Annotated in this window: 13 protein-coding genes; 7 read left to right on the forward strand and 6 right to left on the reverse strand. The window is 75.3% G+C overall.

Annotation, left to right across the window (positions count from 1 at the left end; translation table 11 throughout):
* Nucleotides 1-495: 495 nt before the first annotated feature.
* Nucleotides 496-5,364, reverse strand: coding sequence for a DNA-binding protein (locus tag ACFWW8_RS09520; RefSeq protein ID WP_386526417.1), 4,869 nt, complete (start codon nt 5,362-5,364; stop codon nt 496-498).
* 131 nt (nt 5,365-5,495) lie between these two features.
* Nucleotides 5,496-6,368, reverse strand: a complete 873-nt coding sequence (locus tag ACFWW8_RS09525; protein WP_386525880.1) for a DUF4132 domain-containing protein — start codon at nt 6,366-6,368, stop codon at nt 5,496-5,498.
* A 200-nt stretch (nt 6,369-6,568) separates the two neighbouring features.
* Between ACFWW8_RS09525 and ACFWW8_RS09530 the strand changes: the two genes are divergently transcribed.
* Together ACFWW8_RS09530 and ACFWW8_RS09535 are read left to right on the forward strand one after the other, a co-directional pair.
* Entirely contained in the window at nt 6,569-7,327 is a 759-nt protein-coding gene (locus ACFWW8_RS09530; RefSeq protein WP_386525883.1) for an HNH endonuclease family protein, read from the forward strand.
* The gene (locus ACFWW8_RS09535) at nt 7,324-7,617 is read left to right on the forward strand and encodes a hypothetical protein (RefSeq protein ID WP_386525886.1); all 294 of its coding nucleotides are present in this window, start codon (nt 7,324-7,326) and stop codon (nt 7,615-7,617) included. The genes ACFWW8_RS09530 and ACFWW8_RS09535 overlap by 4 nt, the downstream gene beginning before the upstream one ends.
* Before the next feature lie 145 nt (nt 7,618-7,762).
* On the opposite strand, the gene ACFWW8_RS09540 is transcribed toward ACFWW8_RS09535, so the two are convergent.
* The 3 genes from ACFWW8_RS09540 to ACFWW8_RS09550 form a co-directional block, all read right to left on the reverse strand.
* Nucleotides 7,763-8,887: a hypothetical protein gene (locus ACFWW8_RS09540; protein ID WP_386525889.1), complete on the reverse strand. Its 1,125-nt coding sequence runs from the start codon at nt 8,885-8,887 to the stop codon at nt 7,763-7,765.
* Complete coding sequence (locus tag ACFWW8_RS09545) at nt 8,884-9,501, reverse strand: ankyrin repeat domain-containing protein (protein WP_386525891.1); 618 nt, start codon at nt 9,499-9,501, stop codon at nt 8,884-8,886. Before ACFWW8_RS09545 ends, ACFWW8_RS09540 begins: the two co-directional genes overlap by 4 nt.
* A 246-nt stretch (nt 9,502-9,747) precedes the next feature.
* Nucleotides 9,748-10,281: a GNAT family N-acetyltransferase gene (locus ACFWW8_RS09550; protein ID WP_386525894.1), complete on the reverse strand. Its 534-nt coding sequence runs from the start codon at nt 10,279-10,281 to the stop codon at nt 9,748-9,750.
* Between the two features lie 152 nt (nt 10,282-10,433).
* Here ACFWW8_RS09550 and ACFWW8_RS09555 point away from each other — a divergent pair, with 152 nt between their 5' ends.
* From ACFWW8_RS09555 to ACFWW8_RS09575, 5 genes are all read left to right on the forward strand, one after another.
* The gene (locus ACFWW8_RS09555; RefSeq protein WP_386525895.1) at nt 10,434-11,747 is read left to right on the forward strand and encodes a sulfite oxidase; all 1,314 of its coding nucleotides are present in this window, start codon (nt 10,434-10,436) and stop codon (nt 11,745-11,747) included.
* 208 nt (nt 11,748-11,955) lie between these two features.
* Nucleotides 11,956-12,720, forward strand: a complete 765-nt coding sequence (locus tag ACFWW8_RS09560; protein WP_386526420.1) for a VOC family protein — start codon at nt 11,956-11,958, stop codon at nt 12,718-12,720.
* A gap of 75 nt (nt 12,721-12,795) precedes the next feature.
* The gene (locus ACFWW8_RS09565; RefSeq protein WP_386525898.1) at nt 12,796-12,984 is read left to right on the forward strand and encodes a DUF6381 family protein; all 189 of its coding nucleotides are present in this window, start codon (nt 12,796-12,798) and stop codon (nt 12,982-12,984) included.
* Between the two features lie 131 nt (nt 12,985-13,115).
* Nucleotides 13,116-13,565 carry an SRPBCC family protein gene (locus ACFWW8_RS09570; RefSeq protein WP_386525901.1) on the forward strand — a complete coding sequence of 150 codons (450 nt, stop codon included), beginning with the start codon at nt 13,116-13,118 and terminating at the stop codon, nt 13,563-13,565.
* A 5-nt stretch (nt 13,566-13,570) separates the two neighbouring features.
* The gene (locus tag ACFWW8_RS09575; RefSeq protein WP_386525903.1) at nt 13,571-14,392 is read left to right on the forward strand and encodes a DUF1206 domain-containing protein; all 822 of its coding nucleotides are present in this window, start codon (nt 13,571-13,573) and stop codon (nt 14,390-14,392) included.
* Between the two features lie 78 nt (nt 14,393-14,470).
* Here ACFWW8_RS09575 and ACFWW8_RS09580 read toward each other — a convergent pair whose 3' ends face one another.
* A complete protein-coding gene (locus tag ACFWW8_RS09580) occupies nt 14,471-15,799 on the reverse strand; it encodes a M64 family metallopeptidase (RefSeq protein ID WP_386525906.1) in 1,329 nt (442 codons plus the stop codon).
* Nucleotides 15,800-15,915: the final 116 nt, after the last annotated feature.

The raw sequence follows: 15,915 nt of genomic DNA on the forward strand, positions 1-15,915 counted from the left end.
GGTCAGGCAGGTCAGGCAGGTGAGGCAGGTCAGGCGGCGGAACCGATACCGGCCTGGTCGGCCCAGAGTCCGCCCGGTGGCCGAGGCAGGCCGCCGGCCGGGCCGGGCCGCCGGGCGACCGGGTCGTACGCCCCTCCGCTCGGACCCCGCCGGGCCCGTGCGGTCGCGGTGTGAACACCACGACCGGTCGGAACCGGGAGCGCCACCCGGGCGACCCGAGGGCCGGCCGGGCCGCCCCGGAACGTTTGCCGGAGCCGGCCCCGCCCCGGCTGACAGCAGGGCGCAACCCCCAGCCGGGCCCGGCCGCCTCCCAGGACCGACCGACGCCAGGACCGACCGACGACGGGACCGGACCGTCAAGGCCCGGCCGACCGTCCTGCCGCCCCATCAGGACCGCCAGACCCGCCAGGACCGGCGGCCCCGCCAGGACCGCCAGACCGGCCAGGACCGGCGGCCCCGCCAGACCCGGCGGCCCCAACAGGCCGCCGGAGTCCGTCAGCCGCGGCGCTTGCGGGTCCGCTTGACCTGGAGCTGCTCGAAGCGCGGGCCGTCCCCCTCCCGGACCCGTGCCCAGGCCCGCCGGTACAGTTCCGCGGCCGGTTCTCCCGGGACCAGTGCGCCCAGCGCCGGCCTGCCGCCCGGCGCCAGCCCGTACAGCGGAAGCTTCCACTGCTCCAGCGGCAACACCGGTGAGGACTGCTCGCTCCACCCGCCCGGCAGGAACAGCGTGCGCCCCGCCCGGCTGCGGTTGGCCGTCACCACCAGGTCGGTGGCGGCCAGTTCCGCGCGGGCCCCCTTGAGACGGGCCGGCTTCCAGCCCGTCCAGCGCGCCGTGTTGCGGTCGGTGGGATCGGGCATGGCCAGCAGCGCCAGGTACAGGGCGGCCGCGTCGGCACCGAGGCCGTGGGCGGCGGAGACCTCCGCCACCAGCTCCGGCACCGAGCGGCTCGCGTCCTGCGGCCACCACGTGCCGTCCGCGTCGGTGGTCCCCGCCGCCGGCGTCCCCGGGTCGGCGAGCAGCGCGGCGAAGCGCGGGTCATGCACCGCCCGCAGCGCCACCTCGAGGCCCGAGGGGTGCTGGTCGGTGTCGCGCAGCATCGGCAGGTACGGGTCGGAGCCCGTGGAGTCCAGCAGGGACGTCCGCAGCGCGGGCTTGGGCCGGCCGTCGGCGGTGGGCAGCAGGACGGCTCCGTAGCGCTCGTGGTCCCCGGCGGTCTCGGTGGGGGTGCCCGCCGCCGACCGGAAGTCGGCGAGGCTGGTGTAGGTCCAGAAGCTGAGCAGCAGGTCGGGGGCGGTGAGCCGCTGCCGTACGGCGGTCAGCACGGGCGGCAGCACGGCCCGTACGGGATCGCCCGCGGGCAGCCGGTGCGCGAGCCAGGCCGCCATGGCCACGGTCGCGCACAGGACCGCGGAGGTGAACGGGTCGGTGGCCGGTTCGCGGGGTTCCACGTGGTCGCCCCGGACGGTCCACGCGACGTCGACGCTCAGTTCCCGCGAGGCCGAGGGGTCGAGCAGGGCCGGCAGCGCACGGTGTGCGGGCCACCCGCCGGACACGGCGCGCGCGGCCTCGGTGGCCAGCCAGTCCGGTACGGGTGTGCGCCGGCCCACCCGCGCGTTCCACACCTCCGCGGCGGCGGCCGCGTCCGGGCCCTCGCTCCACAGCCGGGCCGGATCGGCGGGCAGCAGGGCGGCGACCACGGCCCGCCGCAGGTCGAGGTCGAGGTTCCTGAGCTCGTCGCGGGCGGTCGCGGCGTCGGCGGCCTTGAGCCCGAGGGCCGTACGCAGCTCCGTGGGCAGGAAGTTGCGCTCCCAGCCCTCCAGGTGCGGCATGCCCGCGACGACGAGCCGCGCGAGCGCGCCGGAGACTCCGGTGAGGCGGCTGAACTCCTCCGCGGCTTCGGGCCGGAAGGGTGCCGGGCCGTGCGCGGCGGCCGCGGTGAGGAACGCGGACAGCCAGCCGGGGCCGCGCCGCCGGTCGCCGAGCGGGGCGTCCGCGCGCGCGGTGTAGGGGCCGGGGACCTCGAACCGGCCGGTCGGGTCGTGGAAGAGGGCGCCGAACTCGTGTCCGTCGGGGACGGACTCGGAGTGCTCGGTCAGGGCGAGCGCGGCGCCGCCGCCCAGGGCGAGGACGGTGCGCAGGTAGAGGTTGCGGCCGATGCCGTCGGGGGTTTCCAGGTGGCGCCGGTCCAGGTGCAGCAGGACCCGGCGCCACCGGCCGGCGGAGCCTTCGGCCGAGTCCAGGCCGAGCGCGTCGACGGCGGTGAGCAGCCCGGTGAGGGCCGCCCTGTGCTCGTCACCGGCGCCGGGCGCGACGGCGCGGTAGGCGACGGCGGCGGGCTGGTCCAGCAGCCCGGTCCACGCGAGCCCGGACTGCGGGAGCGCCGGTGCGTCGAAGTGGAGCCGGCCGGGGACCGCGGCCTCGTCGGTCCGCGCACCGGCGGCGGCGAGTTCGTGCAGCAGCCGGTGCGCGGAGTCGTTGTCCTTGCCCCAGTGCTGGTAGCCGCGGGCGACGAGCCCGCTCACCGCCTCGCCGATCAGGGCGTCGGCGGGGCCGCGTGCGGCGTCCCCGGTGGCTTCGCCGTCCGCGGTGAGCCGGGCGGCGACGGTGTCCAGGGCCTTCTGCTGGATGAGGGTGAACCGGAGCACCTCGACGATGCCGCCGATCAGCTTGGGTGCGGTGACCTGTGGCAGGGCCGCGCTCACCAGGCCGGGCAGGTCGGTGACCAGTTCGGCCGCGGCGGCCGCCTTGAGGAGGGCGGCGACGGTCTCCCGGTCGGCCGCGCGCAGGGCGGCCGAACCCTCGGGGTCGCGCGGGCGCAGGGCGTACCAGTGGGACAGCGGCGGGAGTTCGACGCTGCCGGTCGCGAAGGCTGCGTGCCCGTGGTCCCCGCGCGAGGTGGCGGTGACCACGCCGTCCGGGTCGGTGAGGCTGAGCTCGCGCCAGTGGTGGGACAGGGCGCGCGGCCGGTCGTCGCCGGGGAAGGTGACCGCGGCCACGGGCGCGTCGTGGCCCTCGGGGACGGTGACGGAACGGCCGGCGGTGTCGCTGCCGTGCCAGCCGCCGCCCTGGAGGCGTACCGCGCGCCAGCCGAGGAGCCCTCCGGCCGGGGCGCCGAGCACCGAGCCGGTGACCTCGGGCGCGGGGCGCAGCCAGGAGCCGTGCCCGGGCAGGGTGGCGGTGTCCGGGTGGCCGTGCAGCGCGTCGGTGAGGAAGGCGGGCATGGAGTTGCGGCCGTAGGCGGGGCCCGTGGGGTCGTACTCGGTCCAGCCGCCGTCGTGGTGCTGATCGCGGGAGCGCCAGACCCAGTACGAGGTGCCGTCGCCGAGCAGCGGCTTCTCCTCGGGCAGCCGGGTGTCGCCGGCGTGCAGGACTCCGGCTCCGGTGGCGCGGCCGCCGCCCGGCAGGGGCAGGCTGATGTGGTCGGACCGCAGGGACCAGTGGTTCCGGTCGGTCTGCAGGGTGATGACGGTGGCGGGCGAGGTGTGCCAGTAGCCCTGGATCTGGCCGGCGCCCCAGGAGGACCAGAAGACGAGCAGTTCGCCGTCGACGTAGTGGAATCCGAGGCGGTGTGCGGAGCCCGTGGGCACGCGCAGGTCGTGGGTGAGGACGGTGGAGTCGGCGTCGATGACGCGGACCTGTGTCTGGTTGGCGACGATCAGGTGGGGCCAGGCCTCGACCACGGTCAGGTCGGACGTGCGGCGGTCCGGCGTGAGTTCGGCGAGGGTGCTCTCCCAGGAGGCCCATTGCAGTTCCTCGAAGAGGCCGCCGCGCAGGGTGCGGGCGAGGGTCTCGGCGAGGTCGGTGGCGGCGGCCGCGGCGACTTCCGCGGGGGCCAGTGCGAGGGCTTCGGCGGGCAGCCAGGTCAGGCGCTGGATGGCGTCGGGGACTCCTGGCAGGCCGGCCGCGGTGGAGTCCGCGGCGACGGTGCGCACCCATCGGGTGAGCAGCGGGCGGCCGCCGGGCGAGGCGGCGACGGCCTGGATGACGTCGGCGCCGCTGGTGGCGTCGCCGAGGGCGTTCAGCGCCCGGTCGAACGCCGGGTGGAAGCGTGCGTCGGCGGCGATGGCGAGCAGGTCGCGGCGCCGGTCGGCGCGGGCCCAGTCGCGGAGGCCCAGTTGGTCGTGGCGGTGTCGCCGGTCGGTCTCGTCCGGGTCGGCGACGGGGAGGCCGAGGGTGAGCAGGAGGTCGAGGAGGTCGGCGTCCTGGACGCCTATGCGCAGTCCGGCCTCGCGGCCGGGGCGGGCGAGCTCGGTGCGCAGTGCCGGGGCGCACCGCTCGGCGAGGGTGAGCAGCGCCGGGAGCGTGGGGTGGAGGCCCCAGCCGGCGTGGCGGGCGGCGTGGAAGCGTTCCAGCCAGCCGGCGGCGCCGTCGGCGCAGCGCTGGTCCGCGGGCAGGTCCTCGGAGATCAGGCCGGCGGTGGCGCCGGACTCCTCCAGGATGCCGAGCCACAGGGCGGTGAGCTCGGTGCTGTCGCCGCCGCCGGGCGGTGTCAGTCCGAGGAGGGTGCCGCGTACGGCGGGAACGCGCCGGGCCAGCGCGACGAGGGCGGTCCGGTGGGCCTTCCACCAGCCGGTCGCGGCGCGCAGGGTGGCGGGCAGCGGCAGCAGTTCGGCGAGGTAGTCCTGCTCGGGCTCGGTGCCCGTCAGGCCGGCGGCGCGGGCCAGGCGGCGCAGTTCGGTGGCGGCCTGGGCGGACGGCGGCAGCCCGCCGGCGGTCCGGCGCACGCACAGGCGGCGGAAGCGTGCGTGGGCTTCGGCGGGGGTGACGCGGGCGGTCAGGTCCTTGCCGTAGCCGGTGAGCACCTTCACCGGCAGGGCGCCGGCCAGGGCGAATTCGAGGAAGACGGCGTCGAGGCGGTCCTCGTCGACGTCGAGGCCGTGCTGGGCCTCGGCGGTGCGGGCGCGGCCGAACAGCTGGGAGGCGTAGGTGGCGTTCTCGACGGCGAGGAAGGTGCGGGCGGCCTGTTCGTAGAAGACGGGGAGGAAGTGCGGGACGGACGCGGCGAGCCGGCCGGCGAGTTCGTGGCAGGCGTCGAGGGCCGCCTTGGGCTTGGTCTTCGCCTGGCGGGCGAGGCGGTCCAGTTCGGGGACGACGGCGAGGGCGTGGTACCCGTCCTCGGGGTGGTGCACGAGGACCCACTCGGGGAAGCCGAGGGCCTGGCGCCGGCCGAGGCCGACGACGGGCGGCTCGTCTCCGTCGCGTACGAGTCCCAGGAACCCGGCGGCCAGGTCCTCGGCGGCGCCGAGTTCGGCGGCGGCGAGCCGGACGACGACGCGGTCGTCGCCGAGGGCGGGGTGCCGGTAGGAGCGTGCGGTCAGTTCGACGGCGGTGGGGCCGCCGCCGGTGGTGCCGGGCGGCAGCACGGCACCCGCCGCGAGCAGCAGTGCGGCGTCCTCGCCGGCCGCGGTTCCGTTGGCGGCGTTGCCGCCCGCAGGCCCGGTGGCGCCGGTCGCGCCCGCGGCGTCCGTTCCGTCCGTGTGCGTCTGGTGGTCGTTCACGCGTCCCCGCCCTCCTCGATCTTGCGCCCGGCGTACAGCGCCGCGGCCATCCTCATGCCCTCGGACCAGGCGACCGGTCCGACCTCCGCCAGGCGTACGGCCCGGCCTTCCTCGTCGTGCCAGTTCAGGCCGCCGGTGCTCGTCTCGTCCTCGTAGTAGGGCTCGCCGATCCACACGGCCGCCTCGACGGCGCGGCCGCGGCCCGCGTCACGGACCTTGCAGGTCGCGTATCCGCCGGAGACCCGGTAGCCGAGGCCCGTGGCGCGGGCCGCGAGGCCGAAGCGGGTGGCGAAGACGCCGCCCGCGTAGTCGCGGACCTCGGTCGCGTTCTCCGCGAGTCCCCCGGGCTTGTTCCAGGTGGCCCGGTGGATCTGTTCGACCCGCTGCTCGATGCCCAGTTCGGCCGCGAATTCCCGTACGTCTTCCAGGTCGGGCAGCAGCACCGGGTGCGGCAGGGTCACCGTGCGCGGGGAGAGGCGGACCGTCTCGCCGTCGAGGTTGACCACCTTCAGCTCACCGGTGGCGGTGGCGTCGCGCAGGAAGCCCGCCTCTTCCGGGTCCTCTCCGACGACGGCCAGGTCGCGCAGGGCGCGCTGCCAGGCCTCGTCGGGCCAGACCCGGGCGATCAGCGCGGTCGGCACCGGCAGTGAGGACACCATCCAGGCGTCGACCTGGGCGACGCAGGACGCCTCGTGCCGGTCGAGCCATTCGGCGAGCCGGCGCAGCCGGTCCACCTCGGGATGGTCCTTCAAGGCCTTGGGCAGTGTCTTCAGCTGCCTCCCGCTCGCGCGGCCGCCGGTCGACCGCGCCGCCACCCGCCCCTCCACCAGGGCGATTTCGTACCCCTCGCCCGCTGCCAGCCATGCCATCCGTCCGCACCTCTCCCGCGTGTCCCGCCCGGTTCCGCGCAGCTTCGTGCAGGGGGGTGGGACCCCCCTGAGCTGCGGTATGCCGGGAGACTAGCGAGGGCCACTGACAACACCCTCCGGAGGGTCGCGGTCCGGTTGAATGTCCGGTTCTGGGTAGGCTCCCGGGGACATTGACGCGGAGTCGGGTTTGGGGTGGGGTCATGGTTCGTCAGATACGCGTGCCGGGTGCGGTGCTGGCCGCGGGGCTGCTGCTGGCCGCGGCGGGGTGTTCCGGGCCGGTGGGGACGGGCCCCGACGGGAAGCCGCCCTCCTCGGACGGGACGGCGGCTTCCCCGTCGGCGGACGGGGGCCAACCGGCGGACCCCGGGAAGCCGGGCGGCGGCGGCGAACCGGCGGGCGGCGACGTCCTGCCGGGCCTGGTCACCGTGGCCGTGGCCCGTACGCAACTGGCCGCGCTGAAGGTCGCGCCGGTGGGCACGATGGCGGGGTACAGCCGGGACAGGTTCACGCACTGGTCCCAGCAGGGGAACAAGTGCGACACCCGCGAGACCGTCCTCAAGCGCGACGGCGCCGACGTCAGGCAGGACGGCGAGTGCAAGGCCGTGTCCGGCAGGTGGAAGAGCCTGTACGACGCGGTGGTCGTCACCGACGCCGGGAAGATGGACATCGACCACGTGGTGCCGCTGGCCGAGGGGTGGCGCTCGGGCGCCGCCGGCTGGGACGCCGCCCGGCGCAAGGCCTTCGCCAACGATCTGACCCACCCCCAGCTGGTGGCCGTGACGGCGGCCTCCAACCGGTCGAAGGGCGACCAGAGCCCGGACCTGTGGCAGCCGCCGGACAAGGCGAGCTGGTGCCAGTACGGCCGGGCCTGGACCACCGTGAAGTCCACCTACGAACTGACCGTCACCGAACCGGAGAAGAAGATGCTCACCACGATGCTGGACACCTGCGCCTCATGAGCGGCGCGACGCCCTCGCCCCGCCGGTGGCAGGACGAGGCGAAGGCCGGTCCCGGCGGCGCGATGACGGACGAGGTGGGCGTCATCACCGGCCCGCTCACCCTGCGCACGACGGAACAGGACGGGGGCCTGGTCCGGTTCGACATCCAGTACACCGACGCGGACGAGTGGTACACGCTGACCGGCAGCCCGCTCCCCCACCACGGCGACCCCGCCGGACTGCACGCGGCCGCCCTCGCCGCGGTCCGGGCGGGCGGCGGGGCACAGGCCCCGGGGACCGGACCCGTCTGACGGTGCGCCGGGGCGGAGTCGGTGTCACGGCCCCCCTGGCCGCGATCACCGGGCACGGCCTCACCGGCTTCACCGAGCGGGAGGCGGGCGGGCGGACCGGCTGCCCCGCCGGCCTTCCGGGAGGGGAGGGACACCCGGGCCCCGCTCACAGCACGGCGACGCCCAGCGGCCGGTCCCCGGCGGTCACGCGGCGGGTGGCGCCCGAGTCCAGGTCGACGACCGTGATGCCGTTCCAGTACCCGCCGCGGGTGAACCCACCGGTGACGTAGGCGGTGCGGCCGTCCCGGGAGACGGCCACGTCCTCGTGCGGGCCGTCGAGCGGGAACACCCGCTCCGTCCCGTCCGCGGCGCGCACCGTCAGCGACGGGCCCTCACCGTCGCCGGGCTCCACCGCCCCGGTGCCCACCACCAGGAGCCGGCCGTCGGGCGTGGCCGTGGCACCGTGCTGGTGGGTGTCGGCGGTCATCGGCTCGACGGTGGTGCGCCCGGTGTGCGGGTCGACCACCGCGAGCCGCTCGCCCTCGAAGGGGAGCAGCAGCTTCCCGTCGGACGGCCGGACGGCCGCGTAGTGGGGCTTGAGCCAGGAACCGAGTCCGCCCTCGGTGCCGTACGGGGCGACCTCGATCCGGCGCGGACGCAGCGAGCCGGCCGGGACGACGGTGACGTCGAAGGAGTCGTGGCCGGTCGCGTACACCTCGGAGCCGTCGGGCGACACGTCCACGTCGAAGGGGCGCCGTCCCACCGAGACCACGGCGGTGACCTCGCGCGTGGCCGTGTCGACCACCTCCAGCACGCCCGTGGTGCCGGGCACGTTGACCCCGACGTAGGCGCGCGTGCCGTCGGGCGAGAGCGCGATGCCCATGCCCCCGCCGCGGTACTCGCCGTCGGCGGCCGGGCCGGTGTCCGTGCGGTAGGGGACGCGGGCCGACCGTTCGCGGGTTCGGGTGTCGACGACGGCGACGCCCTCGGCCGTGGCCACCCAGGCGCGGCCGTCGGCGCCGACGGCCAGCCCGTACGGGGCCGTGCCGACGGGTACGGAGGCCACGGCGCCGCGCGCCGGGTCCACGAAGGTGACGGTGTCGGCTCCGAAGTCGGCGGTCAGGAGCGTGCCCGCGGGCGTCGCCGCGGCGGCCGGCAGCGGGGCGGACGCGGACGGCGCCGGGTCGGGGGAGCCGGGGGCGGCTTCCCCCGGTCCGGCGCAGGCGCCGAGCAACAGGGCGGCGGCGAGCGCCGCGAGCGCCGTACGGGAACCTCGTGCGCGGGGGTTCACCGGCCGGTCCCCCGGTCCTCCGCCGCGGCCCGCACCAGGCGGGCCATGCCGTCGAAGCCTCGGCGCACGGCGTGCTCGTACGGGGTGGTCCCGTCGTGGTCGCCCCGGGCGGGGTCGGCGCCCGCCGCGAGCAGCAGGGCGACGACCTCCTCGTGGCGCGGGCCTCCGTCGCCGAGGATCACGGCCTCCAGCAGGGCGGTCCAGCCGAGCCGGTTGACGTGGTCGACGTCGATGGCGGTCTCCTCCAGCACGGCCCGCACGTACGCGGTGTGCCCGCGTTCGGCCGCCGGGATGAGGGAGATCCCGCCGAACCGGTTGGGCTGCTTCAGGTCGGGGCCGGCCGGCAGCATCAGGCGCATCATGCGGACGCTGCCGGTGACCCCGGTGACCAGCCACGGGCTGTCGGCTCGGGAGTCCGCGGCGTTGGGGTCGGCGCCGGCCGACAGGAGCAGGGCGGCCGCGTCCGTGTGGTCGCCGAGCGCGGCGAGCAGCAGGGGGGTGCGCAGCTCGTCGTCGCGGGCCTCGACGTCGGCGCCCCCGGCGAGCGCCGCGGCGACCGCGTCGGGGTCGCCGCGCCGGGCGGCGTCGAGGAGCGGTCGGTCGTGCGGGTTCATGGTGTTCCTCTCGGCTCCGGGGCGGGAGGGCCGCCTGCGCCCTTCCTCTCCCCCGGTCCATGGTGGTCCCGCGGCGGGCGCCGTCCGGTCCGCCCGGCGGCCGCGGCCCGGGGGCGGACCGGACGACCCCGGGGTCGTCCGATCGGTGGATGTGCCCGGCCTGCCGTCCCGCAGGGCACCGGGCGCGCACCGGCCGCGCACCGCAGGGCACCGGCCGGACCGCCGGGCACCGCCGGGCGCCCGGGCTCAGGCCTCGTACTCGGTGAGGTCGATCCCGTGCACCTGCAGCAGGTGCCCGTACGCCGGGTGGGTGGTGTCGCGCTCGGCCACCATGCCGAGCTTGCGGATGACGTTCTCGGACTCGTCGTTGCCGGCCCGGTTGATCGCCACGACCCGGTCCAGGCCGCGGTCCTGGAGGGCGAACTCCAGGGTGGCGTGGGCGGCCTCGGAGGCGTAGCCCTGGCCCCAGTACTGGCGGCCGAGGCGCCAGGTGATCTCGACGGCGGGCATGACCTCGGGCAGGTACTCGGGCACCGAGAGGCCGACGACGCCGATCAGCTCGCCGGAGCCGAGCAGTTCCACGGCGAACAGCCCGAAGCCCTCCTCGTCCCACTCCTCCTCCATGCGCTCCAGGTCCTCGGCGGTCTCGTCCAGGTCACGGACCGAACCGTCCCCGATCCACCGCATCACCTCCGCGTCCCCGTTGATCTCCGACAGGGGGATGAGGTCGTCGTCGTGCCAGCGGCGGAGGATGAGGCGGGGGGTCAGGATCTCGGTCATGCGGCCCATCCTGCCGAACGCCGCTGCGCAGCGGTAATCGGGTCCGGCATTGCGGCCGTGTTGCAGGTTCGTGGCCATCGCGGCGGGGAGGTTCCCGCAGGTGGGGGTGGGCTTCTACGGTCCGTCGGGAATCGACCAAGGAGTGTCCAGCCATGCCCCTCGACCTGTCGGACGAGAGCCAGTACGACCGTGCACGCCTGCGGCAGTGGGCGCGCGGCCGCGCCCGCTCCGCCGGGGTGGACCGCCGCGACCTGCTCAGGCTCTTCGCGGCGGGGGCCGCCGCGGGCTCCCTGGGCCTGGGCGCGGCCGGCAGCGCCGGAGCCGCCGCGGAGGGGACCGCCGCGGCCGCCGGTTCCCCGGCCCGCTCCGGCGCCGCTGTCGCCACCCCGCCCGGCATCGTCAAGCCGCTGCCGCCCGAGCTGTTCACCGTCCGGGGAACCAACGCGGAGACGAACTTCGCCTCCCTGCGCGGTACCGGGCCGCTGACTCCCGTCGACCGGTTCTTCGTACGGAACCACACCTCGACCCCGCGGATCGAGGCGTCCGGCTGGCGGCTGAGCGTGTGGGGCGACGCGCTGTCCGGCGGCCCGGTGGAGTTCTCCTACGACCGGCTGCGGTCGCTGCCGGCGGTCGAGCGGACGCTGTTCGTGGAGTGCGCGGGCAACGGGCGGAGCTTCTACGCCACGCAGCAAGGCCAGCAGGTGACGGGTACGGCCTGGACCCTGGGCGCGATCGGGGTGGCCCGCTGGCGCGGCGCCCGGCTCTCCGACGTGCTGCGGCGGGCGGGCGTGACCCGCGCGGCCGTCGACGTGCTCCCCCGCGGGCTGGACGACGAGGTGGTCACGAACGGGGTGAACCTGGGGCGGGTGCGGCGTCCGCTGCCGGTGTCGAAGGCCCTGGACGACGTGATTCTGGCGTACGAGATGAACGGCGAGCCGCTGCCACCCGACCACGGCGGGCCGGTCCGGGTGGTCGTTCCGAGCTGGATCGGGATCTCCTCGATCAAGTGGGTCGGGGACGTCGAGGTGAGCGCCGAGCCGCTGTACTCGCCGTGGAACACGGACCTGTACCGGTTGTTCGGGCCCGGTCAGCCTCCGCAGGGCAGTGCGCCGCTGACCCGGCAAACCCTCAAGAGCGCCTTCGAACTGGAGGCGGGCGCGACCCTCCCCGTGCACCGTACGCGGCTGCTGACCGGCCGTTCCTGGTCGGGCGCGGCGCCGGTGCACCGGGTGGACGTGAGCACCGACGGGGGCGCGCGCTGGCAGCGGGCCCGGCTGCACGACGCACCGCGCCGCGGGGGCTGGGTGCGCTGGTCGCTGCCGTGGACGCCGCGGGCCACGGGTCCGGCCGCGCTGCTGGCGCGGGCCACGGACGCCGCCGGGCGGTCGCAGCCCGCGACGGCGGCCCACAACACGCAGGGCTACCTGTTCGACGCGGTCGTGCGCCACCCGGTGACGGTGGTCTGAGCCGCTGCTCAGGGGTGGGGAAGCGGACTTCGGGGGCGGGGAGAGCGCACCCGGCGCGGCGGTGACCGGCGGTGACCGACCGGATCCGGAACTGACCGTGAAGACCGTCCCGAAAAGGACCAGAATGGTTCCGGGGCCACGAGGGACGGAGCGAGCCGTGAAGCTTTCTACGAAGGAGGTCTTCGGGGCTCCGTGCTGGGTGAGTCTGATGGCCCGCGACCTCGGCACCTCCCAGCGCTTCTACGGCGCGGTCGCGGGCTGGACCTTCCGGCACGCCCGCCTCGGCACGGCCTTCTCCGTCGCCGAGCTGGACGGGGTTCCGGTGGCGGGCATCGGCGCGCTCGCGGCCGACCTGGGGGTGGCGGTGGCGTGGACCCCGTACTTCGCCGTCGACGACGCCGACGTGGCCGTGGACCGCATCCGCGAGCGCACCGGCACCATCGCGGTCGGCCCGGTCTCCTTCGAGTCCGGAGGCCGGGCGGCACTCGTCGCCGACCCGGAGGGCGCGGTCTTCGGAATCTGGGAGGGCGCCGTCTCCTCCGACTGGCGCGTGGGCCGGGGCCCGGCACCCGCCTGGCTGGAGCTCCGTACGCGCAACGCCTTCGACGCGGCGATGTTCTACGGCGCGGTGCTGGAGTGGGCCACCGGCCGGTCCGGATGCTGCGAGGTCTCGTACGAGGAGGAGCAGGTGGTCCTGCGGCAGGCCGGCGAGCCCGTGGCCCGCCTCAACAGCGGCCCGGTCGAGGCGGCGGCCTACACCCCGCACACCCGGCCCCGCTGGCACGTGCACTTCCGCGTGCCGCGGCTCCGTCCGGCGGTCGAGGCGGCCGTGGCGCTGGGCGGTCGTACCGTCTCCGCCGTCACCTCCGACGCCACGGAGCGGTGGGTCGCGCTGCGTGACCCGGACGGCGCCCTGTTCACCCTCACCACCTCATCGGCAGCGGATCCCGACCCGGGGCATGACGCTGGGTGACGGTTCGAGATGCGCGCGGGCGGCCGCCCTGCTTCTCTGATTCCGCCCGCTCTCCCCACGGTTCTAGGAGCGATCATGAGCGATGCAGGCGAGCCCCGCGGACGGTCCGGGCAGTTGCGGGCCAAGGCGCAGGAGCTGAACGAGGCCGCCGAGCGGTCCACCGACGCGGACGAGCGGCGGCGGCTGCGCGACAAGGCCCGCCGCCTCCAGGAGCAGAGCGAGCAGGAGAGCCGGATGGACGACCGCGGCATGGACGCGTTGTAGGGCGCCGTTCCTTCCCACCGATCCCGGGCGCATGGAGCAATCGCGTCCGGGTAGCCGCGCGGTCGAAGCATCCGGCGGGCGGCCCCGCCGTCGCGGCCGCGGAGGCACCGACCACGAGGGAAGGATTCACGATGTCGCACGTCGAGGAACACGTCGAGGTGAACGTCCCCCTGCGTACGGCGTACAACCAGTGGACGCAGTTCGAGGAGTTCCCCGCCTTCATGGAGGGCGTCGAGCGGATCGAGCAGCGCGGTGACGCGCTCACTCACTGGGTGACGAAGGTGAACGGCGTGGAGCGTGAGTTCGACGCCAGGATCACCGAGCAGCTCCCGGACCGGCGCATCGCGTGGATGACCGTGGACGGTGAGGCCCGCCAGGCGGGACTGGTCACCTTCGAGCCGGTGGACGCCACCACCACGCGGATCGAGCTGCACATGAACTGGGTCCCGGACGGTCTCGCGGAGAACGCCGCCGACAAGCTCGGCTTCGTCCAGCGGCAGATATCCGGTGACCTGAAGCGCTTCAAGCACTTCATCGAGGCGCGAGGGGTCGAGACCGGCTCCTGGCGCGGCGAGGTCTGAGCGTCATGGTGGACGGAGTGGCGAGAGAAGGCGTCCGGACCGCGTCCCGGGGCGGCACGGGCCGCAACGTCGCGGCCCGGATCGGGCTCACGGCGCGCGGAGTGCTCTACGTACTCGTCGGCGTCCTGGCCGTCCGCATCGCGTTCGGTGAGGGCGGCCAGGAGGCTGACCGGCAGGGCGCGCTGCAGGAGCTCGCGGCGAAGCCGTTCGGTGGTTTCCTCGTGTGGTCCGTCGGGATCGGCATCGTGTGCATGATGCTGTGGCGGCTCTCGGAGGCGGTGTTCGGCGCGGCCGGCCCCGACGGGGGCAAGGCGTCGAAGCGGCTGACGTCGGCCGCGCGGGCCGTGTTCTACGGTGTCGTCGCGTTCTCGGTGCTGTCGTTCGCGGCCGGCGCCGGCGGCGCGTCCGGCGACCAGCAGTCGCGGGACATGACGTCGAAGGCGATGGAGCTGCCGGGTGGTCCCTGGTGGGTGGGCGCGGTCGGTCTGGCGATCGGCGTCGCCGGCGTCGTGATCGCCGTCCAGGCGGCGCGGCGCACCTTCCGCAAGCACCTCGCGATGGACGGGGTGTCTCCGGGGGGCCGCAAGGCGGTCGAGGTCCTCGGCGTCGCCGGCGGGATCGCCCGCGGCGTCGTCTTCGCGGCGGCCGGCGGATTCGTCGTGTACGCGGCGGTGCGCTTCGACCCCGCGGAGGCGAAGGGCATCGACGACACCCTGCGTTCCCTGACCCAGACGCCTGCGGGCCCGTGGCTGCTCGTGGTGGTCGCCCTGGGGCTCGTGCTGTTCGGCGTGTTCTCCTGGGCGATGGCGCGCTGGCGCCGCGTCTGACGACCGCGTGCGAAGGCCGCTGCCGGGACCGTTCGGGGCCCCGGCAGCAGCGGCCTTCGCGTGGGGTTCGGGGCCACCTCAGAGCCGGACGTTCCACTGCACGGTGGACTTCAGGGTGCGGGCGACCTTCGGGTCCCGGACCGAGGGGGTCCGGTCCTGTGCCGTGACCGACAGCCGGTGCGTGCGCGGGTCGAGCAGCCGCAGCTCCGCCACGCGGACCTCGGTGCGGCCCGCGAAGCGGGTCAGTTCCCTGCCGTCGAGGTACCAGCGCACGTCGAGCTGCCGGCCGTCCGCGCCGGCCAGCCGGGGCACGGCCGCCTTCGCGGTGTGGCGGACGCGCAGGGTGCGGTCGGTGGGGGTGAGCGGAGTGACGATCCGCGCGTGCTGGTAGAAGCCGCCGATCATCGCTTCGACCCCGGGCAGGTTGAACGGCTTGCCGAGGACCCGCATGAGGGAGTTGTCGGTGGGCCGGTAGAGCCCGGTGGCGAAGTAGCCGCCGCCCTCGTACGCCCCGACCGTGCCGCCGTCGGGTGACTCCTCGCCGAGCCAGCGGTACCACTTGGCGCGCTGCGCGGCCAGCCGGTCGGCGGGCAGGGTGGTGGAGTTGGAGTCGGCCGGCTCGGGACCGGTGTACTTCTCGTAGTCCGGGACCCCCGGGTAGAAGTATTCGTCGGCGAGTTTGCCCAATGAGTGGCCGGTCTCGTGGATGGCGACCTGGCCGGACTTGGCGTGGTCCGCCGAGGCGGTGGATATGCCCTCGTAGCCCAGGGTCTCGCTGGGCTCGTTGTAGCCCGCCCCGCCGTACTTGGCGCTGTTGGCGAGGACGATCACGAGGTCCGCGGCCGGTGCCTTCGCCACGTACGCGTCGACCTTGGGCTGGTCGATGCAGAGCAGGCGCTCGATCTCCTCGCACCAGAAGTACGAGCCGAGGGCGGTGTCGCGGACGGTGGCCGGATCCGGGTCCCCCGAGACGCCCGACTCCCGGGAGACCGCGTCGACCGTCCACACGTTGAAGAGGTTGCGGTAGGTGGTGTACGGCTCGACGGCCGTCACCTCGGCCCACTTCTCCCGCGCGTCCGTGTGGAACTTCGCCAGTTCGGACGCGGTGTAGCCGTCGCCGACGACGACGACGTCGAGCCGGTCGGCCGTGGACCCGTTGTCGATCATCTTGGCGACATCGCCGTCGGCGGCCCGCTCGGCGGCGGAGAGCCCGCCCGCGGCCTTCGCCCGGCCGCCCGCCGGCACGTCGACGAGGCCCGACCCGGCGTCGCCGCCCCGTTCCGGCCCCGGTACCTCCACCCGGGTCCGGTCCGGTGGGCCGGCCGCGCCGGCGGGCCCGGCCGGCCCGGTGGCGAGGAGCACGGCGGCTGCGCAGGCCGCCGCGACGGCCGTGACGGAACGTCTCACTGGATCCATGAAGTCCTCACCGGGGAAGGGGAGTTAAGTAACGAGTTAAGTCTGCTGAACCAGTTGCTTAAACTAGGTGGCGCGCGGAGGGTGCGCAATGGCCCGCTCCCGCTGAA

This window comes from Streptomyces sp. NPDC058701, assembly GCF_042715295.1.
In the GTDB taxonomy this organism is placed as follows: Bacteria; Actinomycetota; Actinomycetes; order Streptomycetales; family Streptomycetaceae; genus Streptomyces.